General features: G+C 63.6%; 25 protein-coding genes. 19 read left to right on the top strand and 6 right to left on the bottom strand.

The window, feature by feature from the left end; translation table 11 throughout:
- Positions 1–15: 15 nt before the first annotated feature.
- Genes pyrF through rfaE1 form a run of 3 tightly spaced genes read left to right on the top strand, consistent with a single transcriptional unit; the run spans position 16 to position 2,964 of the window.
- Entirely contained in the window at positions 16–714 is a 699-nt protein-coding gene (pyrF, locus tag FLM21_RS12395) for an orotidine-5'-phosphate decarboxylase (protein WP_148715859.1), read from the top strand.
- 2 nt (positions 715–716) lie between these two features.
- On the top strand, positions 717–2,033 hold the full coding sequence (locus tag FLM21_RS12390) for a UDP-glucose dehydrogenase family protein (protein ID WP_148715858.1): 1,317 nt from the start codon (positions 717–719) through the stop codon (positions 2,031–2,033).
- Positions 2,011–2,964, top strand: coding sequence for a D-glycero-beta-D-manno-heptose-7-phosphate kinase (rfaE1, locus tag FLM21_RS12385; RefSeq protein ID WP_148715857.1), 954 nt, complete (start codon positions 2,011–2,013; stop codon positions 2,962–2,964). The genes FLM21_RS12390 and rfaE1 overlap by 23 nt, the downstream gene beginning before the upstream one ends.
- A 29-nt stretch (positions 2,965–2,993) precedes the next feature.
- Here the strand turns inward: rfaE1 and FLM21_RS12380 are convergent, their stop codons facing one another.
- From FLM21_RS12380 to fdxA, 6 genes are all read right to left on the bottom strand, one after another.
- Complete coding sequence (locus FLM21_RS12380; protein WP_148715856.1) at positions 2,994–4,745, bottom strand: GGDEF domain-containing protein; 1,752 nt, start codon at positions 4,743–4,745, stop codon at positions 2,994–2,996.
- 121 nt (positions 4,746–4,866) lie between these two features.
- Positions 4,867–5,316 carry a 50S ribosomal protein L9 gene (gene rplI, locus FLM21_RS12375; RefSeq protein ID WP_148715855.1) on the bottom strand — a complete coding sequence of 150 codons (450 nt, stop codon included), beginning with the start codon at positions 5,314–5,316 and terminating at the stop codon, positions 4,867–4,869.
- A gap of 18 nt (positions 5,317–5,334) precedes the next feature.
- The gene (rpsR, locus tag FLM21_RS12370; RefSeq protein WP_148715854.1) at positions 5,335–5,562 is read right to left on the bottom strand and encodes a 30S ribosomal protein S18; all 228 of its coding nucleotides are present in this window, start codon (positions 5,560–5,562) and stop codon (positions 5,335–5,337) included.
- Positions 5,563–5,571: 9 nt separating this feature from the next.
- A complete protein-coding gene (gene priB, locus FLM21_RS12365; RefSeq protein WP_148715853.1) occupies positions 5,572–5,877 on the bottom strand; it encodes a primosomal replication protein N in 306 nt (101 codons plus the stop codon).
- Positions 5,878–6,249: a 30S ribosomal protein S6 gene (gene rpsF, locus FLM21_RS12360; protein WP_148715852.1), complete on the bottom strand. Its 372-nt coding sequence runs from the start codon at positions 6,247–6,249 to the stop codon at positions 5,878–5,880.
- Positions 6,250–6,349: 100 nt separating this feature from the next.
- A complete protein-coding gene (gene fdxA, locus FLM21_RS12355) occupies positions 6,350–6,673 on the bottom strand; it encodes a ferredoxin FdxA (protein WP_148715851.1) in 324 nt (107 codons plus the stop codon).
- A gap of 114 nt (positions 6,674–6,787) precedes the next feature.
- On the opposite strand from fdxA, the gene gluQRS reads away from it, so the two are divergent.
- The 16 genes from gluQRS to FLM21_RS12275 all read left to right on the top strand — a co-directional run bounded on the left by gluQRS (position 6,788) and on the right by FLM21_RS12275 (position 23,669).
- The gene (gene gluQRS / locus FLM21_RS12350) at positions 6,788–7,735 is read left to right on the top strand and encodes a tRNA glutamyl-Q(34) synthetase GluQRS (RefSeq protein WP_246120894.1); all 948 of its coding nucleotides are present in this window, start codon (positions 6,788–6,790) and stop codon (positions 7,733–7,735) included.
- A gap of 179 nt (positions 7,736–7,914) precedes the next feature.
- A complete protein-coding gene (locus FLM21_RS12345; RefSeq protein WP_148715850.1) occupies positions 7,915–10,479 on the top strand; it encodes a motility hub landmark protein FimV in 2,565 nt (854 codons plus the stop codon).
- Positions 10,476–11,117 carry a hypothetical protein gene (locus tag FLM21_RS12340; RefSeq protein ID WP_148715849.1) on the top strand — a complete coding sequence of 214 codons (642 nt, stop codon included), beginning with the start codon at positions 10,476–10,478 and terminating at the stop codon, positions 11,115–11,117. Before FLM21_RS12345 ends, FLM21_RS12340 begins: the two co-directional genes overlap by 4 nt.
- 10 nt (positions 11,118–11,127) lie before the next feature.
- Positions 11,128–11,910, top strand: coding sequence for a tRNA pseudouridine(38-40) synthase TruA (gene truA / locus FLM21_RS12335; RefSeq protein WP_148715848.1), 783 nt, complete (start codon positions 11,128–11,130; stop codon positions 11,908–11,910).
- A 13-nt stretch (positions 11,911–11,923) separates the two neighbouring features.
- On the top strand, positions 11,924–12,541 hold the full coding sequence (locus tag FLM21_RS12330) for a phosphoribosylanthranilate isomerase (RefSeq protein WP_148715847.1): 618 nt from the start codon (positions 11,924–11,926) through the stop codon (positions 12,539–12,541).
- Positions 12,542–12,556: 15 nt separating this feature from the next.
- Positions 12,557–13,768 carry a tryptophan synthase subunit beta gene (gene trpB / locus FLM21_RS12325; RefSeq protein ID WP_148715846.1) on the top strand — a complete coding sequence of 404 codons (1,212 nt, stop codon included), beginning with the start codon at positions 12,557–12,559 and terminating at the stop codon, positions 13,766–13,768.
- A 47-nt stretch (positions 13,769–13,815) separates the two neighbouring features.
- Entirely contained in the window at positions 13,816–14,619 is an 804-nt protein-coding gene (trpA, locus tag FLM21_RS12320) for a tryptophan synthase subunit alpha (RefSeq protein WP_148715845.1), read from the top strand.
- Between the two features lie 11 nt (positions 14,620–14,630).
- Positions 14,631–15,503: an acetyl-CoA carboxylase, carboxyltransferase subunit beta gene (gene accD, locus FLM21_RS12315; protein WP_148715844.1), complete on the top strand. Its 873-nt coding sequence runs from the start codon at positions 14,631–14,633 to the stop codon at positions 15,501–15,503.
- A 13-nt stretch (positions 15,504–15,516) separates the two neighbouring features.
- The gene (gene folC / locus FLM21_RS12310) at positions 15,517–16,785 is read left to right on the top strand and encodes a bifunctional tetrahydrofolate synthase/dihydrofolate synthase (protein WP_148715843.1); all 1,269 of its coding nucleotides are present in this window, start codon (positions 15,517–15,519) and stop codon (positions 16,783–16,785) included.
- 130 nt (positions 16,786–16,915) lie between these two features.
- Positions 16,916–17,617 (top strand): SPOR domain-containing protein, encoded by a 702-nt coding sequence (locus FLM21_RS12305; protein ID WP_148715842.1) that lies wholly within the window; start codon positions 16,916–16,918, stop codon positions 17,615–17,617.
- Complete coding sequence (locus FLM21_RS12300) at positions 17,614–18,105, top strand: CvpA family protein (protein ID WP_148715841.1); 492 nt, start codon at positions 17,614–17,616, stop codon at positions 18,103–18,105. Before FLM21_RS12305 ends, FLM21_RS12300 begins: the two co-directional genes overlap by 4 nt.
- A gap of 32 nt (positions 18,106–18,137) precedes the next feature.
- Positions 18,138–19,682 carry an amidophosphoribosyltransferase gene (purF, locus tag FLM21_RS12295; RefSeq protein ID WP_148715840.1) on the top strand — a complete coding sequence of 515 codons (1,545 nt, stop codon included), beginning with the start codon at positions 18,138–18,140 and terminating at the stop codon, positions 19,680–19,682.
- An 88-nt stretch (positions 19,683–19,770) separates the two neighbouring features.
- Complete coding sequence (locus FLM21_RS12290; RefSeq protein ID WP_148715839.1) at positions 19,771–20,955, top strand: O-succinylhomoserine sulfhydrylase; 1,185 nt, start codon at positions 19,771–19,773, stop codon at positions 20,953–20,955.
- Positions 20,956–20,979: 24 nt separating this feature from the next.
- The gene (locus tag FLM21_RS12285) at positions 20,980–22,356 is read left to right on the top strand and encodes a tryptophan--tRNA ligase (RefSeq protein WP_148715838.1); all 1,377 of its coding nucleotides are present in this window, start codon (positions 20,980–20,982) and stop codon (positions 22,354–22,356) included.
- 141 nt (positions 22,357–22,497) lie between these two features.
- Positions 22,498–22,824 (top strand): quaternary ammonium compound efflux SMR transporter SugE, encoded by a 327-nt coding sequence (gene sugE, locus FLM21_RS12280; protein WP_148715837.1) that lies wholly within the window; start codon positions 22,498–22,500, stop codon positions 22,822–22,824.
- 233 nt (positions 22,825–23,057) lie between these two features.
- Complete coding sequence (locus FLM21_RS12275) at positions 23,058–23,669, top strand: TetR/AcrR family transcriptional regulator (protein WP_148715836.1); 612 nt, start codon at positions 23,058–23,060, stop codon at positions 23,667–23,669.
- Positions 23,670–23,711: the final 42 nt, after the last annotated feature.

The following is a 23,711-nucleotide window of genomic DNA, read 5'->3' as shown; positions in this document are numbered from 1 at the left end:
AACAAGGCGTTCTCCATGACTACACTTCACCCGCGCGTCGTCGTTGCGCTCGATTATCCTGACGCCGCCGGCGCGCTAGGCTTTGCCGATCGCGTTTCGCCGCAGTTGTGCCGGCTCAAGGTTGGCAAGGAGCTGTTCACTGCCGAAGGGCCACGACTGGTCGAGCAACTGGTCGACCGCGGTTTCGACGTGTTCCTCGATCTCAAATTCCACGACATTCCCAATACCGTGGCCCAGGCCTGCAAGGTCGCTGCGGGCCTGGGGGTCTGGATGGTCAATGTGCACGCCTCGGGCGGGCGCAAGATGATGGAAACCACGCGCGAGGCACTGGCTGCCTTGCCGCAACGACCGTTGTTGATCGCCGTCACGGTGCTGACCAGCATGGATGCGGCACAGTTGGCCGAACTTGGCCTGCCGGCGCCGGCGACCCAGGTCGAGCGGCTGGCGCGGCTCACGCGCGATTGTGGGCTGGATGGCGTGGTGTGCTCGGCGCAGGAAGCGGCCATGCTCAAGGCAGCATGCGGCGCGGATTTCAAGCTGATCACCCCCGGCATCCGGCCATTGGATGCCAGCCTTGACGACCAGCAGCGCGTGATGACGCCGCAGGCCGCCGTGGCTGCGGGCAGCGACTATCTGGTGATCGGTCGGCCGATCACCCGCAGCGCGGACCCGGTGGCCACGCTCACCCAGATCAACCAACAGATTGCGGGCTGAACATGAAAATCACCGTCATTGGTAGCGGTTACGTCGGCTTGGTGACCGGCGCCTGCCTCTCCGAGCATGGCAACGACGTGCTCTGTCTCGACGTCGATCCACGCAAGATCGAGATGCTGCAGCGTGGCGAGATCCCGATCTACGAGCCGGGCCTGGAAGACATCGTCAAGCGCAACGCTGCCGCTGGCCGCCTGCGCTTTACCACCGATGTGGCCGAGTCGGTGGCGCATGGTACGGTGCAGTTCATTGCCGTCGGCACGCCGCCGGACGAGGACGGCTCCGCCGACCTGCAATACGTGCTGGCTGCCGCGCGCAACATCGCCCGTCATATGAAGGACTACAAGGTGGTGGTCGACAAGTCGACGGTGCCGGTAGGCACGGCCGACAAGGTCAAGGCGGCCATCGTCACGGAACTGGCGGCACGTGGTGTCGAGCTGCCGTTCAGCGTGGTCTCCAACCCAGAATTCCTGAAGGAGGGCGCGGCCGTCGAGGACTTCATGAAGCCCGACCGTATCGTGGTCGGTGCCGACGACGAGCGCGCCATTGCGTTGATGCGCAGCCTGTACCAGCCGTTCCAGCGTAACCATGATCGCACCCAGGTGATGGACGTGCGCTCGGCCGAGCTGACCAAGTATGCGGCCAACGCCATGCTGGCCACGCGGATCTCGTTCATGAACGAGCTGGCCAACCTCGCCGAGGTGATGGGGGCCGACATCGAGCTGGTGCGCCGTGGCATCGGCTCCGACCCACGCATCGGCTACAGCTTTCTGTATCCCGGTGTGGGCTACGGCGGGTCTTGTTTCCCCAAGGACGTCAAGGCGCTGTGCCGCACCGCCGAGGAAAACGGCATCACGCTGCAGGTGCTGCAGGCAGTCGAGGCGGCGAATGACGCGCAGAAGTTGCGCCTGGTGCAGAAGGTGGTACAGCGCTTCGGTGAATCGCTGGCCGGCCGCCGCTTCGCGCTGTGGGGCCTCGCGTTCAAGCCCAAGACCGACGACATGCGCGAGGCGCCCAGCCTCGTCATCATCGACGAGCTGTTGCGTCGCGGCGCCAGCGTCGTCGCGTTCGATCCGGTGGCGATGAAGGAGACCCGGCGCATCGTCGGAGATCGCATCGCCTATGCCGACAGCCCGATGGCGGCGTTGGAAGGCGCAGACGCGCTGTTGTTGGTTACCGAATGGAAGGAATTCCAGAACCCGGATTTCGACCGGGTGAAGGCGCTACTGAAACAGCCGGTGGTGTTCGACGGGCGCAACCTGTTCGACCCGGCGATGGTGAAACAAGCGGGAATCGAATATGAAGCCATTGGACGCCGCTGAGCTGGCCCGACTGCGTGTCGAAATCGCCGATGCCCGCGTGCTGGTGGTCGGCGATGTGATGCTGGATCGCTACTGGTTCGGCGATGTCGAGCGCATTTCGCCGGAGGCGCCGGTGCCGGTGGCGCGCATCCGCAAGCGCGACGAGCGTGCCGGCGGTGCAGCCAACGTGGCGCGCAATATCGCCGCGCTGGGCGGCAAGGCAACCTTGCTGGCGGTGGTCGGCGACGATGAGCCGGCCGATACGCTGCAACGCCTGCTGGAAGAAGGCGGCGTCCGTACCCAGCTGCGCCGCGATCCGCAGATTGCCACCACGGTGAAGCTGCGGGTGCTGGCACGCCAGCAGCAATTGCTGCGCATCGATTTCGAGGAAGTCCCTAGCCACGAAGTGCTGGCCGACAAGCTCGACGACTTCCGGGCGCTGCTGGCCGAGACGGATGTCGTCATCCTGTCCGACTATGGCAAGGGCGGATTGCGGCATGTCGACGCAATGATCTCCGCCGCCAAGCTCGCTGGCAAGCCGGTGCTGGTCGACCCCAAGGGCGACGATTACAGCCATTATCGCGGCGCCACCCTGCTGACGCCGAATCGCAGCGAGTTCCGCCAGGTTGCCGGCCCTTGGCGCGACGAGGCTGATCTCGTGGCCAAGGCCCAGTCCTTGCGTGCCTCGCTGGATCTGGAGGCGCTGCTGGTGACGCGCAGCGAGGAAGGGATGACGTTGTTCCGCTCGGGTGGCGTGGTGCATACGCCGACAGTGGCGCGCGAGGTGTTCGACGTTTCCGGGGCCGGCGATACCGTGATCGGCACGCTGGGCTTGATGCTGGCTGCCGGGCTTGAATTGCCGCAGGCGATGGATTGGTCCAACCGCGCTGCCGGCATCGTGGTCGGCAAGCTTGGCACCGCCATCGTGTTACCCGAGGAGTTGTTCGGCTGATCGCTTGACCAGAATCGGGTCGAAACCCTTCAGGGCGTGATCTCGACCCGGTTCTTGCCGGTCTGCTTGGCGCGGTACATGGCCTCGTCGGCACGAGTCAGTACCGCATGACGGTCCTCGCCGCGATGGGCCAGCGTAACGCCGGCGCTGAAGGTGATCAGCAGTTTGCTGTTGTCGTGCAGGAAGAAGCGGCGCGTCAGTTCGCGTTGCAAGCGCTGCAGCACCTGCTCGGCCTGGGCAATGTCGGTATCTGGCAGCAGCAGCACGAATTCCTCGCCCCCGTAGCGCGCGACGACATCGGTGGGGCGTAGCAGATCCTTGATCACCCGCACCAGATGCACCAGCGCGCTGTCACCGGCGGCGTGGCCGCGCTGGTCGTTCAGCATCTTGAAGTTGTCGATGTCGAGCAGGGCGACGGCCAGCGAGCTGCCGGAGCGCTCGACGCGCGCTGCCTCGATGGCGAAGGTTTCCTCCAGCCCGCGGCGGTTGAGTGCGCCGGTGAGCTGATCCGAGCGCACCTGCTCGCTGACGGCTCGCAGTTCGCGTTCCAGTTCGCGAACCCGGGCCTCCGCACTGTCCGCCTGCTGCCGTGCGGTGAGCAACTCGTCCCGGCTGCGTTGCACGTCGAGCTGCATCGAGCGCGTGTCCTGCACCAGGTTTTCCATCACCGAGCGCAGACTACCGATATCCTTGGCCTTCTGGATCTGGTCGGCGTAATCGCTGATGCGTTCGTGGTATTGGTCGGTGCTGTCCGAGAGGAAACCCAGCCGGTCGACGAAGGTGGCGATCATGGTCTTGATCGCACTTTGCGCTTCGATCAGGTTCTGCTTGAGCAGGCTCTGCTTGTAAATGACTTCCTTGAGGCCGATCTCGGCGTCGTAGATCACCGTCATGTCGAGCGGGCGGGCAACGATATCCTGGACCACGGCGATCTGGCCGTGCAGCCACTCGTCATCGACCACCAGCTCGCGCATGTTGCCGGTCAGCAAGCGCAGTAGATTCAGCAGGCCGTCGCATAGCCGTTGTTCCTGATCGCTGGCGAGCTCCAGGCGCAGCCAGAATTTCTTCAACCGCGGCAGCAGTTTCTGCAGGTCGGCTTCGGTTGCCACCGCTTCGGCCTCGCCGGCCAGTGTCCGAGTCTCGATGGCGAGCTCAGGATAGGCAACAAGGCGGCCGGCCAAGCCGATGTCGAGCGCGCTGATCAAGGCGCCGCGCCAGTCTGCCCAACTGCCGGCACTGGTTGCTGGCGCGCCGTTCTCGGCCTCGTTGTCGGCGGCGGCCTCCACCAGGCCGGCATCCGGAGTGGACTCGGCCCAGGCACGCGCCAGACCATCGAGTTTTTCGTTCAGGTTTTCGGCATCGCCGCCGAAATTGATCAGCACGCGCTCTAGTGATTCACGCTTTTGTGCAAAGGTGTAGCGGCTGCGGGTTTCCCACTGCTTGATCAGCTCCCGGATCAGGTCGGACCAGCCGCGCGCCAGCTGTGCTTGCGAGCCTTGCTGCTGGATGCTGTGCAGCAGCATCGGCGCGATGCTCTGCCAGTCGTTGCGTCGTGCGGCTTCCTGGATCGCGCCGATATGGCGTCGCACATCGGGCGTCTGCCGCGGCAGCGCCGTCAGCATGGCGATCAGGACCGGGACCAGCGGATGCTGACGTTCAACTTCAGGTGTGCCGGCAATGGTGTGGTACAGCTCGGCATAGTGGTCCGGCGTCGGCACGATGCGACGCATCGCCAGTTGCTTGAGGGTTTCGCGGGCGATATCAGTGGGATTCTGTGCCATGCCGAGGTAAGAGAGCGAGGTGTTTGCAGATTATAGGGAGCAGGGCGCATCGCTGTCGCGCTCCCAAACAAAAACGGGAGTGTCTGACGACACTCCCGTTTCGGTGATGAGCAGCTGCGGATCAGGCCGCGGCAGTCACGACCACCTTGATGTCGACATTGACATCGTGGTGCAGCGACAAGGTGATGTCGTATTCACCGATCTGCTTCAACGCGCCTTCCGGCAGGCGGACTTCGAACTTCTTCAGTTCCACGCCGCTGGCCGTTACGGCTTCGGCGATGTCGACAGTGCCGACCGAACCGAACAGGCGGCCATCCACGCCAGCCTTTTGGGCGATGGTGATGCTGGCACCGTTCAGCTTCTCGGCACGTGCCTGGGCAGCGGCGAGGATGTCGGCCTGACGGGCTTCGAGGTCAGCACGGCGTGCGTCGAAATCCTTCAGGTTGGCTTCGGTGGCACGGCGAGCCTTGCCTTGCGGGATCAGGAAGTTACGGGCGTAGCCATCCTTGACCTTGACCACGTCACCCAGGGTGCCGAGGTTGGCGACTTTTTCGAGCAGAATGATTTGCATGGCTTGATTCTCCTCGGCTTAGTGCAGGTCGGTGTACGGCAGCAGGGCCAGGAAACGGGCGCGCTTGATGGCGCTCGACAGCTGACGCTGATAGCGAGCCTTGGTGCCGGTGATACGGGCCGGGATGATCTTGCCGTTTTCGGCAATGAAGTCCTTCAGGAGACCGATATCCTTGTAGTCGATTTCCTTGATGCCTTCAGCGGTGAAGCGGCAGAATTTTTTCCGCTTGAACAGGTTGCGAGACATGGTATTACCTCAATTCAACAATTCGTATTCGTCGATGTGCAACGCGAGTCGGTCTGGATAACGCTGGCTGGTCGCGGCAAGAAAGCCCTTCACCACCAGTTGTTGTCCGACGACCAGTTTGCCAAGCGGTAATGCCTGCTTGCCAATTGCCACTGCCTTCATCCTGGCCAGAACGCGTCGTTCGGTACCATTTTCCACCTGCTGCGATTCATGGCTGATGATCAGCTCCTGAACCGCGATGCCGGCAGGGGTGTAGCGCAGTGGGGCAAGTTCGGCGAGTGAGCCACCCAGCAAGACCCGGTTGCGGGTCAGCACTTAGGCTGCAGCCTGGCCTTCTTGACCGGCTTGCGGCGTCAGCGACTTGGACTTTTCTTCCTTCATCATCGGCGATGCTTCGGTTACGGCAGCATCGGTCTTGATGGTCAGGTGACGCAGCACGGCATCGTTGAACTTGAAGGCGTGCTCGAGTTCGTCCAGGGTTTCTTGGCCGATTTCGACGTTCATCAGCACGTAGTGTGCCTTGTGGATCTTCTGGATCGGGAAAGCCAGTTGACGGCGGCCCCAATCTTCCAGGCGGTGCACCTGGCCATTGCCGGCCGCGATCACGGCCTTGTAGCGCTCGATCATGGCGGGCACTTGCTCGCTTTGATCGGGGTGCACAATAAACACGATTTCATAGTGTCGCATGTATGCTCCTTGCGGGTTGAAGCCTGCCGTCAGCGACGCCGGTCAGGCAAGGGAAAAGCAAGCCTGCGATTGTACTACGCGATCGCGGCTTCACTCAAGCTCAGCGCTCGACGAGTTCGATCTTGCCGACCTTGCCCGCCCATTCCTCGTGATCCGGAAGCGGGTCCTTTTTCTCGACGATGGTGGGCCAGGTCTTGGCGAGCTCGGCGTTGAGCGCAATGTAATCCTGCATCTCGGCCGGTACGTCGTCCTCGGCATAGATGGCCTCGACGGGGCATTCGGCGACGCACAGCGTGCAATCGATGCACTCGTCCGGGTCGATCACCAGGAAATTGGGGCCTTCGTGGAAGCAGTCGACGGGGCAGACATCGACGCAGTCGGTGTACTTGCACTTCACACAGGCATCGGTGACAACGTAAGTCATGGACGAAATCCTTCTCTAGGGGCGGTCTTTGCCGGAAAATAGTCAGCCATTTTATCAAAGCTCCTTCCCGATACGAACGACATCGTGGCTATTTCCACAGAACCGTTGCTGACATTGCCCGCCGCCGGCTATCGCGGGCGGTTTGCGCCGAGCCCGACCGGCGACTTGCACCTGGGCTCGCTGCTGGCCGCGGTGGCGAGTTATCTGGAGGCGCGGTGCCGCGGTGGCGAATGGCTGGTGCGAATCGAGGATCTGGATCCACCGCGCACAGTGCCTGGCGCCGAGGGACGAATTCTGGGTGTGCTGGCGGCGCATGGTTTCGAGTGGGATGGGCCGGTCTGGCGGCAAAGCGAACGTCAAGCCGTGTACGAGACGGCGTTCGGGCAGCTACGTGAGGCGGGCCTGATCTATCCGTGCGCCTGCTCCCGCAAGGAGGTGGCTTCGATCGCGCGGGCAGGGGTGGACGGGCCGGTTTATCCAGGTACCTGTCGCCACGGCTTGTTGGCTGGTCGCATGTCACGGGCCTGGCGGTTGCACGTCGATGCGGGTTGCGTGGCGTTCGACGATGCCGTGCAGGGTGTCTGTAAGCAGGACTTGGCAACGGACGTCGGCGATTTCGTGATCAAGCGGGCTGATGGCCTGTTTGCGTACCAATTGGCGGTGGTGGTCGACGACGCGCTGCAGGGCGTGACCGACGTGGTGCGCGGTGCAGACCTGCTCGATTCCACGCCGCGACAATGCCATCTGCAGCAGTGCCTGGGTATCGTGCCGGTGCGGTATGCGCACGTGCCGGTGCTGGCGAACGAACACGGGGAAAAGCTGAGCAAGCAGACCTTGGCATCGCCTTTGCAGCCCGAACATGCTGCGCTAAACCTGTGGTTGGCACTTTGCTATCTGGGTCAGTGCCCGCCCGCGACGCTGGCGCAAGGCACTGTTGCGGATTGTTGGCAGTGGGCGCGTGCACATTGGTCGCTTGATCGAGTGCCCAGGCAGCGGTCGGTGGTGTGGCAAAGTGACGTTGGAATGGATATGCGGTGCGATTTGACCAATGATCGGGATTGACAGTTAAAAGCGCTTGATTTTGGGCTATGGTCCGGATGAATTGGATCAATTCGCCATATCTACAACAAAGCGGCGCCACGCCTTGTCCTGCCTTGCATATGCGGCGATGCTGATGATATGTTCACTGCCCGATGTAAGCTACGTAGTCGGGTTAAATAAATGAGCGACTGGGGGAAATCGTGCTGAGCAAACCAAGAATCAAGGCCTGCGTATTGGCCATGATGCTGGCCGCGCCGTTATACGCGAATGCGGCTGGGCTGGGCCGGCTAAATGTGCAATCGGGTCTGGGGCAGCCGTTCCGTGCCGAGATCGACCTCGTTGCCGTTACCCCCGAAGAAGCCGATTCGCTGGTGGTGAGCTTGGCCTCGCCTGATGCGTTCGCTAGCGCCAACATCCAGTACCCGTCGGGTTCGCTGGGCCTGCGCTTCAACATCGAGAAGCGTGGCGGCGGTCAATACTATGTTGCGATCAATTCATCGCAGCCGGTTTCCGAGCCGTTCCTCGACCTGCTGCTGGAACTCAATTGGGCCGGTGGTCGCATCCAGCGTGAATACACCGCGCTGATCGATCCGGTCGATTATTCCGCGCAACGTCCCAGCACGGCGCTGCCGGGCCGCCTTTCCGGCAAGACCCCTGCGCCGGCCGCGAGCAAGCCCGCAGCAACGAGCGAAGCGCCGTCCCGTCCGGCTCGACCGAGCCGTGCAGTGCCAAGCGAAGCCGCTGGCAGTGAGGCCGGCGCCAACGAAGTCAAGGTGAAGTCCGGCGATACGCTGTCGTCGATTGCCGGTCAGGTCAAGCCCGAGGGCGTCAGCCTCGATCAGGTGCTGGTGTCGCTGTATCGTGCCAACCCGGATGCCTTCGCCGGCAATATGAACCGCCTCAAGCGCGGCAAGATTCTGCGCGTGCCCGCACGTGAAGAGATGGAAGGTGTCAGCCGCAACGAGGCCGCCAAGGAAATCCGTCTGCAGGCCGACAACTGGCGCGGCTATCGCCAGCAGGTCGCGGAAGGGGCAATGACGACCCCGGCCGCCGACCAGGGTCAATCGACGTCGGGCAAGATTTCCGCCAAGGTCGAGGACAAGGGTGGAAGCCAGGCCGAGAATCAGGATCGGTTGAAGCTCTCCAAGGGGGGCGATGCCGGCAAGAGCGGCAAGGGCAACGGCGAGGCCCAGGCGCGCATCCGCACGCTCGAGGAAGAAGCTGCCGCACGCCAGAAGGCGCTCGACGAAGCCAACCAGCGTGTGGTCGAGCTGGAAAAGCTGGTCAAGGACATGAACAAGGCGCTGCCCAAGGGCGGTGCCAAGACCACGCCAGTGCCGACTGCTGCGCCTACCGCAGCACCGACGCCGGAGCCTACCGCTGCACCCACACCAGAGCCCGTAGTGGCCTCCACAGCGTCGTCGGCTTCTGCCGCAGCGGTTGCGCCGGTCGCTAGCGAGCCCGCTTCCGCGCCAGTCAAGCCCAAGCGCCGCGCTCCGGTCGAAATTGAGGCGCCAGTGGAAGAGGAACCTTCCTTCCTGGCTGGCCTGCTGGACAACCCGCTGCTGCTCGGTGGTGGCCTCGGCGTGCTGCTGCTCGGTGTCGGTGGCCTGCTCTGGGCGCGTCGTCGCCGTCCGGCCGCGTTTGAGGACAGCATCATCACTGGTGGCGATCTCAAGCCCAATACCGTGCTCGGTAGCACGGGCGGCGCGGTGATCAGCACGCAGCCGACCGAGAATTCCTTCCTGACCGATTTCAGCCGCCAGGGCCTGGGCACCATTGATACCGACGAAGTCGATCCGATCGCCGAAGCCGAGGTCTACATGGCCTATGGGCGTGATGGTCAGGCCGAGGAAATCCTCAAGGATGCGTTGTCGAAGGATCCGTCCCGCAACGAAATCCGCATGAAGCTGCTGGAAATCTATTCGGCTCGCAAGGACAAGACCTCGTTCGAGGAAATTGCTGCCGACCTGTTCGCCCGTACCAACGGCGCGGGCCCGGTATGGGAGCAGGCTGCCTACATGGGCCGCAATCTGGATGCGGAAAATCCGCTGTACGCCCAGAAGGATCCGGGCCGTGCGGCAGCGCCGGTCAACGAGCCGCCGGCTTCGGCGTTCACCGAGACGACCGCGGTGGCCGCTGCCGCAGCTGCAGCGCCGATCGACCTCGATCTGGGGTTCGATAGCGAGCCGTCGCCTGTGCCCGCTCCGCAACCGGCTCCGCAAGCGGCGCTGGATGCCGTGACCGAACCGGCTCCGATCGATGATCTTGACTTCGATCTCGATGCCTTGGTGGCACCGGAAGCCACACAGGCACCGGTTGCACCGGCTCCAGCCGCTTCCGATTTCGATGACCTGGACTTCGGGCTCGATCTGGATCAGCCGGCTCCAGCGCCTGTGGCAGCGGCACCCATTGCCGATCTGGGTCTGGACATTGCTGAACTCGACATGCCGACGGTGGCTGAACCTGTTCCAGCACAGGCTGCTGCGCCGCAGGATATCGATCTGGACTTTGACTTCAATCTCGATGCGCCGACGACCGGAGCTGCGCCGGCGCCTGAAGAGCCGTTGATCGATCTCGAGCAGGACACGGTCAGCGAACTCGACTTCTCGGCTGAGGATCCGGTTCAGACCAAGATCGACCTTGCCCGCGCCTATATCGACATGGGCGATGTGGAAGGTGCGCGTGAAATCCTGCAGGAAGCTATGAGCGAAGGCAGTGATTCACAGCAGCAGGAGGCGCGTGGCCTGCTCGACAACCTGTGAGCGGACTGAGCTGGGCCCATCCGGCCCAGCGCTTGTTGTTGTGGATATGGGTGGCGTGTGGCTTGCAGTGGATGCAGCCCACGCCACTTGTCTTTGCATTGGTGCTGATGCTGCCTTGCGCTGCGTTCCTGGACGGCCAGCGTTTATGGCGCGGTCTGCGGCGCAGTGTGTCGTTGCTGCTCGGCATTGTGTTCGTCTACGGCTGGAGCGTGCCGGGCCAGTATCTGTGGTTCGCCCGATGGGCGCCAACGTGGGAAGGGTTGCAGGCCGGCGGCGTGCAGGCGCTGCATTTACTGGCCTTGATCGTCAGTTTGCGCTTGTTGCTGGCTCGGCTGCGGCGGGATGCTTTACTGTCGGGCATCTATGCGTTGCTCCTGCCATTGTCACGCCTGGGTTTCGATATGCAGCGTGCGACGTGGCGGTTGATGCTGACGCTGTGTCGCGTCGACGAGTTGCTCACTGATCGGGCGACGCCCGGTGCGCTGTGGCGGGAATTGACGCTACAGGAAAGCGACTTTGGCCCACCGCCTGACGTAGAATGGCGCCCCTCGCCGCCGACTGGCAGTCAGCGCTGGGTGCTGACGCTACTGTGGTTGGGCTTGCTGGCCACACTGGCGGCCAGTATGGCGATCAACTGAACGGGTGCCCATGAAGTATGCGCTTGCCGTCGAATACGACGGCCGTGCCTTTTCCGGCTGGCAGATCCAGCCCGATGCGCCGACAGTGCAGGCAGCGCTGGAGATAGCGCTTGCGCGCATGGCGGCCCATCCGGTCCGCGCGCACGCCGCAGGTCGTACCGATGCTGGCGTGCATGCCAGTCGCCAGATCGTTCATTTCGAGACCACAGCCGAGCGCCCATTGACAGCCTGGGTCCGTGGCGTGAACAGCTTTCTGCCGGAGGGCGTCGCCGTGTTGTGGGCCAGGGCGGTGCCTGATGCATTCCACGCGCGCTTCTGTGCCACCGCGCGCCACTATCGCTATCTCGTGCTGCAGCATCCGGTGCGGCCCGCCTTGCTGGCCGGACGGGTAGGGTGGGTACACCAGCCGCTCGATCTCGATGCGCTGCGCAAGGCCGCGAACTTGCTGCTCGGCACGCATGATTTCACCAGCTTTCGCGCCGCGGAATGTCAGGCGCCCAGCCCGGTGAAGACGCTGCATCGCCTCGATGTGCACGCAAATGGTACTTTGCTTACCTTCGATTTCTCCGCCGATGCTTTCCTGCATCACATGGTGCGCAACCTGATGGGGTCGTTGCTGTTCGTTGCCAAGGGCGCACGTGAGCCTGCCTGGATGGCCGAGCTCCTCGCCACGCGGGACCGTTCGGCTGCGGCGCCGACCTTCATGCCGGACGGGCTCTATCTCGCTGGTGTAAGCTATCCATCCGAATTTGGCCTGCAGAGCGAGCCTGAGCCGCGGCATGGCCTGATCTGACCCGGAGTATTCGTTGATTCCACGCATCAAAATCTGCGGGCTGCGCGACGCCCCGACCGCTGCAGCAGCATCCCGGCTCGGCGCCGACGCGATCGGGCTGGTGTTCTATGGCCCGAGCCCACGCAATGTCGATCTGGACACCGCGGCCGCCGTTTGCGCGAGCCTGCCGGCCTTTGTTTCGAGTGTCGGCCTGTTCGTCGATGCGGAGCCGGACTTCGTTCGCGCGGTGCTGGCGCGGGTGCCGCTCGACTTGCTGCAGTTCCATGGCGATGAGTCGCCCGAGTACTGCCGCAGCTTCGGCCGGCCCTACCTGAAAGCGGTACGGGTTAAACACGATGTAAATTTGCTAGAATACGCAGCCCGCTTTGCGGACGCGCGCGGCCTCTTGGTTGATGCCTATGTGCCGGGCGTGCCTGGTGGCACCGGCGAAGCTTTCGACTGGTCGCTATTGCCCGCCGATCTGCCGCTGCCGCTGATCCTCTCCGGCGGGCTTGCCCCGCACAATGCAAAGGATGCAGTGCGGGCAGTCAAGCCGTGGGCCGTCGATGTCTCCAGTGGCGTCGAAAGCGGGCGTGGCATCAAGGACCTCAATAAAATTGCGGCGTTCATCCAAGCGGTGCACGCAGCCTGATCGAGCGAGAACGACATGAACGACTTCCTCCGCTACGCCCAGCCGGATGAGCGCGGCCACTTTGGCCAATTTGGCGGCATCTACGTCGCCGAAACGCTGATGACGGCGCTCGACGAGTTGCGCATCGAATACGAAAAGGCGGTCAAGGATCCGGATTTCATGGCCGAGTTCCGCTACGAGCTCAAGCACTACGTCGGCCGCCCCAGCCCGATCTACCATGCCAAGCGCTGGTCCAGCGAGCTGGGCGGGGCGCAGATCTACCTGAAGCGCGAAGACCTGAACCACACCGGCGCGCACAAGGTGAACAACACTATCGGCCAGGCGCTCTTGGCCCGCCGCATGGGCAAGAAGCGGGTGATCGCCGAGACCGGCGCTGGTCAGCATGGCGTGGCCTCCGCCACCGTCGCCGCCCGCTATGGCCTAGATTGCGTGGTCTACATGGGTGCCGAGGATGTTGCCCGCCAATCCCCCAATGTCTACCGGATGAAGCTCCTGGGCGCGCAGGTCGTGGCCGTCTCTTCGGGGTCCAAGACCTTGAAGGATGCGATGAACGAGGCGATGCGCGACTGGGTGACCAATGTCGATTCCACCTATTACATCATCGGTACCTGCGCCGGCCCGCACCCGTACCCGATGCTGGTACGTGACTTCCAGTGCGTGATCGGCGACGAGTGCAAGACGCAGATGGTCGACCTGATCGGTCGCCAACCCGACGCCGTTGTGGCCTGCGTCGGCGGCGGTTCCAACGCCATCGGCATCTTCCACCCCTATATCGACGTGCCCGGCGTGCGATTGATCGGCGTCGAAGCCGGTGGCGATGGGCTCGATACCGGCCGCCATGCCGCGCCGCTGACCGCCAACGCCAAGCCCGGCGTGCTGCACGGCAACCGTACCTATCTGATGCAGGACGAGAACGGCCAGATCATCGAAACGCACTCGATCTCCGCCGGTCTCGACTACCCGGGCGTCGGCCCGGAGCACAGCTTCCTCAAGGACATCGGCCGCGCCGAATACGTGGCCGCCACCGACGACGAGGCGCTCGCCGCATTCCACGACCTGTGCCGTTTCGAAGGCATCATCCCGGCGCTGGAGTCGAGCCATGCGCTGGCCTATGCCAAGCGCCTGGCGCCGACGCTGGATAAGGATCAGGTCATCCTGGTCAATCTGTCTGGCCGTGGCGACAAGGACATCCCGACCATCGCACGTCGCGAAGGCATCCAGCTCTAATCACCTCGGCGGCGGATCGTTCCGCCGCCCATTACCGAATCCAGACCATGTCCCGTATCTCTTCCGTGCTTGCTGGCTTGGCCGAACAACGGCGCCAGGCCCTGATTCCCTTCATCACCGCCGGTGATCCACGTCCAGGCATTACCGTTGAACTGATGCATGCGCTGGTCGCCGGTGGCGCCGACATCATTGAACTGGGCGTGCCGTTTTCCGATCCCATGGCAGACGGCCCGGTGATCCAACGCGCCAGCGAGCGGGCATTGGCCCACGGCGTGTCGTTGCGTGACGTGCTCGCCATGGTGCGCGAATTCCGCCAGCGCGATGACAAGACACCAGTGGTACTGATGGGTTACGCCAACCCAGTCGAGGCCATGGGTTACCAGACCTTTGCCGCCGCTGCCGGCGAGGCTGGCGTTGATGGTGTACTGACCGTGGATCTGCCGCCGGAAGAGGCCGAAGACTGTACCGCGGTACTGCGCGCCCATGCGCTCGACCAGATATTCCTGCTGGCGCCGACCACGCCCGAAGCGCGGCTCAAGGCGGCGGCGCGGCTTGCCAGTGGCTATGTGTATTACGTGTCGCTCAAGGGCGTCACCGGTGCGGCGACGCTGAACGTGGCCGACGTGGCCGACAAGCTCGCCGTGATGAAGCGGCATATCGATCTGCCTATCGGCGTGGGTTTCGGCATCCGTGATGCCACTACCGCCCGCGCTATCGCCCAGGTGGCCGACGCCGTGGTGATCGGTTCGCGCCTGGTGCAGGAAGTGGAGGCCGGCGAAGACGGCCTCGCGCAACGCCTTACCGATTTTCTGGCCGGCATCCGGTCCGCAATGGACACGGCGCAGGCCTGAGGAGCAATACCATGAGCTGGTTGCAGAAGCTGCTACCCCCCAAGATCAAGAGCCGCGAACCCGGTGCCGAGAACAAGGGCGTGCCGGAAGGCCTGTGGCACAAGTGCTCGGCTTGCGGTTCGGTGCTGTATCGCACCGATCTGGAGAACAACCTCGAAGTCTGCCCCAAATGCAGCTACCACAACCCGGTGTCATCGCGCCGCCGCCTCGATCTGTTGCTGGATCAGGAAGGCCGCTTCGAGATTGGCGCCGAGGTGCAGCCGGTCGATCCGCTGAAGTTCAAGGCCACTAAGCGTTATGCCGATCAGCTCGGCCAATACCGCACCAGCACCGGTGAGGACGACGCGCTGGTGGTACTGCAAGGTGCCATTCACAACCTGCCGGTGGTGGCCGCGGCCTTTGAATACAAATTCATCGGCGGCTCGATGGGTTCGGTGGTTGGTGAACGCTTCGTGCGCGGTGCCCGCGTGGCGCTGGAAAACGATATGCCCTTCATCTGTGTGGCCGCTTCGGGTGGCGCACGGATGCAGGAAGGCCTCAATTCGCTGATGCAGATGGCCAAGACCAGCGCCATCCTGACCAAGCTCGCCGAAAAACGTCTGCCGTTCATTTCGGTGCTGACCGATCCGACGATGGGTGGTGTCTCGGCCTCGTTCGCCTTCCTGGGCGATGTGGTGATCGCCGAGCCGGGCGCGCTGATCGGCTTTGCCGGCCCACGCGTGATCGAGCAGACCGTGCGCGAAACGTTGCCGGAAGGCTTCCAGCGCTCCGAGTTCCTGCTGGAAAAGGGCGCGATCGACATGATCGTCGACCGTCGCGAGATGCGCCTGCAGATTGCCCAGCTGCTCACCCTGCTGTCCAAGCAGCCTGCCATCGCCAACTGAGTCTTTTCCACCGATGTTCGTTGCCGATACGCTCGAGGCCTGGCTCGCCCATCTCGAGCAGTTGCACCCCAGTGCCATCGACATGGGGCTGGAGCGCGTTGCCCGCGTGCGCGACGCGCTGGGGCTGAAGCCCGGGTTTCCCATCCTCACGGTCGGCGGCACCAATGGCAAGGGCTCCGTCTGCGCCATGCTCACCGCGATGCTGCGCGCCGCCGGCTACAAGGTCGGCACGTATACCTCGCCGCATCTGCTGACCTACAACGAACGCGTCCGGATCGATCTCGAACCGGCCAGCGATGCCGCCATCGTTGCCGCCTTCGCGGCAGTCGAGGCAGCGCGTGGCGACACCTCGCTGACCTATTTCGAATTCGGCACGCTCGCCGCCATGCAGCAGTTCATTGCTGCCGGTGTGGATGTCGCGGTGCTGGAGGTCGGCCTCGGCGGCCGGCTCGATGCGGTGAATGCCTTCGATGCCGATGTCGCCGCCGTGGTGAACGTCGACCTGGACCACCAAGCCTACCTGGGAGATACCCGTGAGAAGATCGCGTTTGAGAAAGCTGGGATCTACCGGCCAGGCCAGCTTGCGTTCTGTGCAGACCCAAACCCGCCGCAGGCGCTACTGGATGTGGCTGCGCAACAGGGCGCAGAGCTCCGACTGCTAAGCCGAGATTACAGCTGGCAGCTGGAAGCGGAGGGTAACCAGTGGGCTTGTACCACGCCGGCCGGCACGCGCCACGCCTTGCCGCTACCTGCATTGCGCGGCAACTACCAGCTCGGCAACGCAGCCCTGGCCGTCGCCATGCTCGACGGGGTGCGCAATCGCTTGCCAGTAAGCCTGGGACAGGTGAAGCGTGGCTTGCTGGAGGTGGAGTGGCCGGCACGCTGCCAAGTCCTGCCGGGACGACCGCAGACAGTGCTCGACGTCGCCCACAATCCGCACGCTGCCCGTGCGCTGCGCCAGGCGCTCGATGGCATGGGCTATGCCGCCAACACCCATGCGGTGTTCGGAGCCATGGCTGACAAGGACATCGCCAGCGTAGTGACGATCCTGGCGGATCGTATTGATTGCTGGCACCTGGCTGCACCGCAGATTGCGCGGGCTGCCAGCAGCGAGCAATTGGCCGGCATCGTCGCCGCAGCGGCGCCCAAGGCGCAAGTCAAACGCTACGATAGCGTGGCCGAAGCCTGGCGCGGCGCCTGTGAGGCGGCCGGCGAAGCTGATAGAATCCTGGCCTTTGGTTCCTTCTATACGGTGGCCGAAGTGATGGCGGCCCGCGGTTAGTTGCGGGACGTCGTTCGTACCGGTCCGTGTGCGGATGGCGCTTACCGTGTGCAGGAAGGCCGCTCGCGATGCATGGCTTGATCGTGCCGTCGCCGGATATGCCAACGAGAAATGAGTGTTGACAGGCCCTATGCGAGATAACGTCAGCGAAGAATTGCTGCAATTGCGCAAGCGCGCACGGCGCCGTCTGGTCGGTGCGATCGCGCTGGTGCTGTTTGCCCTGGTGGTGCTCTGGACCGTGATGGATGCCACGCCGCCACAGAACCTGATCGCAGCGAGCGAGCCGGTCGTGATCGAGGCCAGCGCTCCCAGCGTGGCCGCACCGGCGCCGCTGCCATCCACTGCGCCGCAAGCCAAGACCGCCAGCGAAGCGCTCGCGGCCTTGCCGGGGCGGCTTACCAATGCCCAGACCGGCCACAGCTCCGAGCCGCAAGGCCAGCCGGTGGTGACCGAAGTCCTGGCACCCACGGCCACGCCGCGACCGGCCGTGACGCCGGTTCCAACACCGAAACCCACGCCCAAGCCAGCTGCCAAGCCGACGCGGGATCCCAAGCGCATCCTGGAAGGCTTCGACGATGCCGAAGCCAAGTCGCAGCAGCCTGCGGCCGGCAAGGTCTATGTGCAGATCGGCGCCTATGGCGACGCTGGCAAGGCGGCCGATATCGTTGGCAAGCTCAAGGCTGCGGGCCTTGCGGCCTATAGCGAGGAAATCAAGGTCAAGGGCGTGGCGTTGACACGGGTGCGCGTCGGGCCGCTGGCTGAGGCGCAGGCGCAGAAAGCGCGCGACAAGGCGGCGTCGCTGGGCTATGCGCCGCAGCTGGTGAGCAAGTGACCGCATTCGACTACGTCGTACTCGCCGTGCTTGGCCTGTCGGTGCTGCTCTCGGTGATGCGGGGATTGACGCAGGAAGTAATGGCGCTGATTGCCTGGGTGCTCGCTGCCTGGGTCGGTTTCAACTATGCGGACGAAGCGGCAGTGTTCATGCCTGCCGATCTGCCTGGTGACGGTCTGCGGCTGGTGGCTGGCTTCGTCGGTCTGTTCTTCGCGGTGTGGCTGGTGACGACGATCTTGCGCATCACCATCAACCAGTTTCTGAAGGCATCTGGCCTCAAGCCGGTGGATCGGCTGCTGGGCGCGCTGTTCGGATTGATGCGGGGGCTACTGGCCGTGTTGCTGATCGTGCTGATCGCCGGCCTGACGTCCCTGCCGAGGAGCCAGGGCTGGAAAGATGCCATGTTCAGTCCCATGTTGGAGGCATCTGCCCGGCTGGCGCTGCCCTGGTTACCGCATGCGCTCTCCGAGCGCATCAAGTACGAATGAATTTGTAAGTTTAGAGCTCGAGAGGCATTAGCATGTGTGGCATCGTCGGTGTAGTGGCCAAAACCCCCGTCAACCAGCTGTTGTACGACGGCCTGCTGGTGCTGCAGCATCGCGGCCAGGACGCGGCCGGCATCGTGACCTCCGAAGGCCACGTGTTCCATATGCACAAGGGTCAAGGGCTGGTGCGTGATGTATTCCGCACCCGCAACATGCGCTCCCTGCTTGGCAACACCGGCATCGGCCACGTGCGTTATCCCACTGCCGGCTCTGCTTCGAGCTTGGCTGAATCGCAGCCGTTCTACGTCAACAGCCCGTTTGGCATCGTGCTGGCGCACAACGGCAACCTGACCAACGACAAGCAGCTCAAGGACGAGATGTACCGCACCGACCTGCGGCACATCAACACCAATTCCGATTCCGAAGCGCTGCTCAACGTGTTCGCGCATGAGCTTGGCAAACGCATCACTGGCCTCGCTCTGACCGCCGACATCGTGTTCGACGCGATCGAAGCGGTGCACCAGCGGGTGCGCGGTGCCTACGCGGTGGTCGCGCTAATCGCCGGCTTCGGCCTCGTTGCCTTCCGCGACCCACACGGCATCCGCCCCCTGTCGCTGGGCACTCACGAGACGCCGGAAGGCACGGAGTACCTCGTGGCCAGCGAATCGGTGGTACTCGATACCATGGGCTTCAAGCTCGAACGTGACGTTGCACCGGGCGAGGCGCTGTACATCACCTTCGACGGTGTGTTCCACAACCGCCAGTGCCACCCCAATCCGCAACTCGTGCCCTGTATCTTCGAGCACGTCTATTTCGCACGGCCCGATTCGGTGATCGATGGCATCTCGGTACACGAGGCGCGCCTCAACATGGGTGTGCAGCTGGCCGACAAGGTGCGTTCGATCGCTCCGGCGCTCAATATCGATGTGGTCATCCCGATTCCGGATACCAGCCGCGATGCAGCGCTGCAGCTGGCGAATGCGCTCGGCCTGCCATACCGCGAAGGCTTCATGAAGAACCGCTACATCGGCCGTACCTTCATCATGCCGGGTCAGGCCAGCCGCAAGAAATCGGTACGGCAGAAGCTCAACCCGATCGCGGTCGAATTCCGGGGCAAGAACGTGCTGCTGGTCGACGATTCCATCGTGCGCGGCACCACCTCCAAGGAAATCGTGCAGATGGTGCGCGATTCCGGCGCCAAGAAGGTGTATCTGGCCTCCGCTGCACCGCCAGTGAAGTTCCCGCACGTCTATGGCATCGACATGCCGACCCGTGCCGAGCTGATCGCCACCGGCCGCAGCGCCGAACAGATCGCCGAAGAGATCGGTGCCGATGCGGTGATCTACCAGGAACTCACCGACCTGATCTCGGCCTGCCGCGAAGCTAGCGGTGGCGCCATCACCGAGTTCGAGACCTCGTGCTTCGACGGCAAGTACATCACCGGCGATGTGACCGATGCCTACCTCGACGCGCTGGAGGCCAAGCGTCTGTCGCCGCTGTCGGCGAAGGTCAAGGACGGCGATGCCGACAGCCGTGTGCTCGACATGAACATCGGCGTGGCCGAGCAGAACCTGATCTGACCATACGCGCGGCCCGCTGTATCGGTCGCGCTGTCTGGAAATGCGATATAAACGGGGGCGATGCCCCCGTTCTCTTAGAGACCGCCTTATGAACGACCACGATCTGCCCGAAGGCCTGCACCCGGATACGCTGGCGATCCGCGCCGCTACCAGCCGCACGGAATTTGGCGAGCACTCGGATGCGATGTACCTGACCTCCAGCTTCTGCGTCGGCAGCGCAGAGGAGGCCTCGCTCAAGTTCACCAACCAGATTCCGGGCTATATCTACTCGCGCTTCACCAACCCCACGGTGACCGCGTTCGAGAAGCGGTTGGCCGCGCTGGAGGGCGGCGAGCGCGCCATCGCCACCGCCAGTGGCATGAGCGCCATCCTGGCACTGGGCATGGGCCATCTGAAGGCCGGCGACCATGTGGTCGCGTCCAACGGCCTGTTTGGCGCCACCATCCAGTTGTTCAACGCCTATTTCGTCAAGTTCGGCGTCGAGATCAGCTACGCCAGTCCTACCGATCCGGCGGCCTGGCAGGCGGCGGTCAAGCCCAATACCAAGTTGTTCTTCCTGGAAACACCATCCAATCCGCTGACCGAAGTGGCCGACATCGCGGCCATCGCCGAGATTGCGCACGCCAATGGCGCCATCCTGGCGGTCGACAACTGCTTCTGCACCCCTATCCTGCAGCAACCACTGAAGCTCGGAGCTGACCTCGTCGTGCATTCCGCGACCAAGTACCTTGATGGCCAGGGCCGCGTGCTCGGTGGTGCCGTGGTCGGCAGGAAGGAACTGATCGAGCCCGTTTACCTGTTCCTGCGCACGGCCGGGCCCAGCCTGTCGCCGTTCAACGCCTGGGTGCTGCTCAAAGGCATGGAAACGCTGCCGCTGCGGATGCGCGCGCATTGCGACAACGCGCTCAAGCTCGCGCAATGGCTGGAAGCGCAGGCCGAGGTCGAGCGTGTGTTCTACCCAGGCTTGCCATCGCATCCGCAATACGCGCTGGCGCAGCGCCAGCAGAGCGGTGGTGGTGGCATCGTCTCGTTCGAGGTCAAGGGCGGTCGTGAAGCCGCGTGGCGCATCGTCGATGCAGTGCGCCTGATCAGCCGCACCGCCAATCTCGGTGACGTGCGCAGCACCATCACCCATCCGGCCAGCACCACCCACGGCCGCGTCACGCCGGAAGCGCGTGCAGCAGCCAGCATTCGCGAAGGGTTGATCCGCATTTCGGTCGGCCTGGAGCATGTGGACGACCTGATCAACGATTTGCAGCGTGGCCTCGGCTAAGACCATCGAACCCAGAACAAGAACATGAAAAAGACCCGCATCCTCACAGGCATCACCACCACCGGCACGCCCCACCTCGGCAACTATGCCGGCGCCATCCGTCCGGCCATCGTGGCGAGCCGCAGCGAACACGCCGATTCGTTCTATTTCCTCGCCGACTATCACGCGCTGATCAAGTGCGACGATCCGCTGCGCATCCAGCGCTCGCGGCTGGAGATCGCCGCGACCTGGCTCGCCTGCGGGCTCGATCCGGCGCGCGTCACCTTCTATCGCCAGTCGGATATCCCCGAGATTCCCGAACTCACCTGGTTGTTGACCTGCGTCACCGCCAAGGGCCTGTTGAACCGGGCGCATGCCTACAAGGCCTCGGTCGACAAGAATGTCGAAGCGGGCGAGGACGAGGACGCCGGTGTGACCATGGGGCTTTACAGCTATCCGGTGCTGATGGCCGCGGACATCCTGATGTTCAACGCCAACGAAGTACCGGTGGGTCGCGACCAGATCCAGCATGTCGAAATGGCGCGCGACATCGGCCAGCGCTTCAACCACCTGTTCGGCCAGGGCAAGGATTTCTTCACGCTGCCGCAGTCCAAGATCGAGGAAGCGGTGGCCACATTGCCGGGGCTGGACGGGCGCAAGATGTCCAAGAGCTACGACAACACCATCCCGCTATTTGGCAGCGCCAAGGAACTGAAGGCCGCGATTGCGCGCATCGTCACCGATTCGAAGCTGCCGGGCGAGCCCAAGGATGCCGACAACGCGCATCTGAACACCATCTACCAGGCCTTTGCCACGCCGGAGCAGGGCACGACGTTCCGCGCGGCGCTGCTGGACGGCCTCGGTTGGGGCGATGCCAAGCAGCAGCTCTTTACCGTGCTCGACAGCGAGCTCGGCGAGGCGCGCGAACGCTATCAGGCGCTGATCGCCCGGCCGGCCGATATCGAGGACATCCTGCTGGCTGGTGCCGCCAAGGCGCGTGCCTATGCCACGCCGTTCCTTGCGCAGCTGCGCGAAGCCGTCGGCCTGCGCTCGCTCACCGCGCTGGCACAGGCGGGCGAGGGCGCCACCAAGAAGAAGGCCAAGGCTGCGCGCTTTCTCAGTTTCCGTGGCAAGGACGGGCAGTTCCGCTTCAACCTGCAGGGCGCCGACGGCGAGGAGTTGTTGCTGTCCAATTCCTATGCCGATCCCAAGGCGGCTGGCGCAGTGATTGCCCGGTTGCAAGCGGCTTCGGTCGAGGGCGGGATCAGCCTCGTCGCCGACGGCGAATTACGTTTCGCGTTGCAGCTCGATGGTGAAGTGCTGGGCAACAGCCACGAGCAGGCCGACGCTGCAGCACGGGATGCCACATTGCAACGGGCCGAGGCGGCGCTGGCCAGCATCGCGGCGGCGCAACAGGAGTGAACGGCAGGCCGGGGCGTGATTCGGTCACAGCCCCGGCCACGCACTTCGGTTAATCTGTCGCGGATTTGCCATCGGGCGCGGGGACGACCCCGTGCCGTCATCCAGCGGGGACGGCCCCTTCCATTCATCTGAGGAGGTCGTATGAACCCGCAACTCATCCCCTGGATTTCCCTGTTGATCGCCGGTGTGCTCGAAGTGGTCTGGGCGTTGGCGCTCAAATCCTCGCACGGCTTCACGCGCTTGCCCGCCACGGCGCTGTTTGCCGTCAGTGCTGCGGCCAGCATGTATTTCCTCGCCTATGCGATGAAATCGCTGCCGGTCGGCACCGCTTACGCAATCTGGACCGGGATCGGCGCAGTCGGCACGGTGCTGTTCGGCATCGTCTGGTTCGGTGAGCCGGCCACGCTGTGGCGGCTGGCTTCGGTTGCGCTGATCCTCGCTGGCATCGTCGGCCTCAAGCTCGCCTGAGTCTTCCCCGCAAAAGGCCATGCTTGCCGCATGGCCTTGTTTGCCGTCCTTGCTGAACCGAATTCAGCACTAAACCTTGCGCGCGCTGAAGTGCCACAATCAGCTTGTTGTCCGCTGGCACTACAGGCGGGGAGGGCATGGCTGTGATGAAACGGGTCAGCACATGAAACGGCATTTACGGCGCTGACGATTTCAAAGTAGACTGTACCGTCCAGTCTACTCCCCGTTGCACGATGTCCCCGCTTTCCTCCTGCCCAGGCGCTGATTGCGCCTCCCGCGTGCTCGACGCCGCCTTCGAGGTGTTCTGCGAAACCGGCTACCGCACCAGCATCGATACGGTGGCTCAGCGTGCTCAGGTGGCGCGCCAGACCATCTACAACCACTTCGGCAGCAAGGAAGCGCTGTTCAGCGCCGCCATGGGCAAGGCCGTGAAGGAGCTGTTTGCCATGCTGGCCGCCGAAGAAGGTGACTGGCACAGCCGGCTCTACAACTTCGGCCAGCGCTTTCGCGAACGCGTGCTGGCACCCGAGGCAATCAATCTGCACCGCTTGCTGACCAGCGAAGCGCAGCGCTTTCCCGAGCTTGCTGGCCGCATGTATGAAAACTGCTTCCTCTACAGTCGGCGTCAGATCGGCGACGTGCTCGAGCAGGCGATGAACGAGGGCCAGCTGCGGCGGGAAGATCCGCTCGAGGCCGCCCACATCCTGCTCGACATGCTGGTGAGTGCCGACCATATGGCACTGGTGCTGGGCGGGCCGATGCTCGATCCGCGTGATGAACCGGCCAAGGTGAAGCGGGCGCTGGAGCTGTTTTCCCGCGTCTATGCCGTACCGATCGAATCCTGATTTCGCCGGCGCAAGCCGGCACCGTTTTACCGCATACCCAAA

Source organism: Chitinolyticbacter meiyuanensis (assembly GCF_008033135.1).
Taxonomy (GTDB): Bacteria; Pseudomonadota; Gammaproteobacteria; order Burkholderiales; family Chitinibacteraceae; genus Chitinolyticbacter; species Chitinolyticbacter meiyuanensis.
Note: the sequence above shows the minus strand (reverse complement) of the source record. Positions and strands in the feature narration are given on the sequence as shown.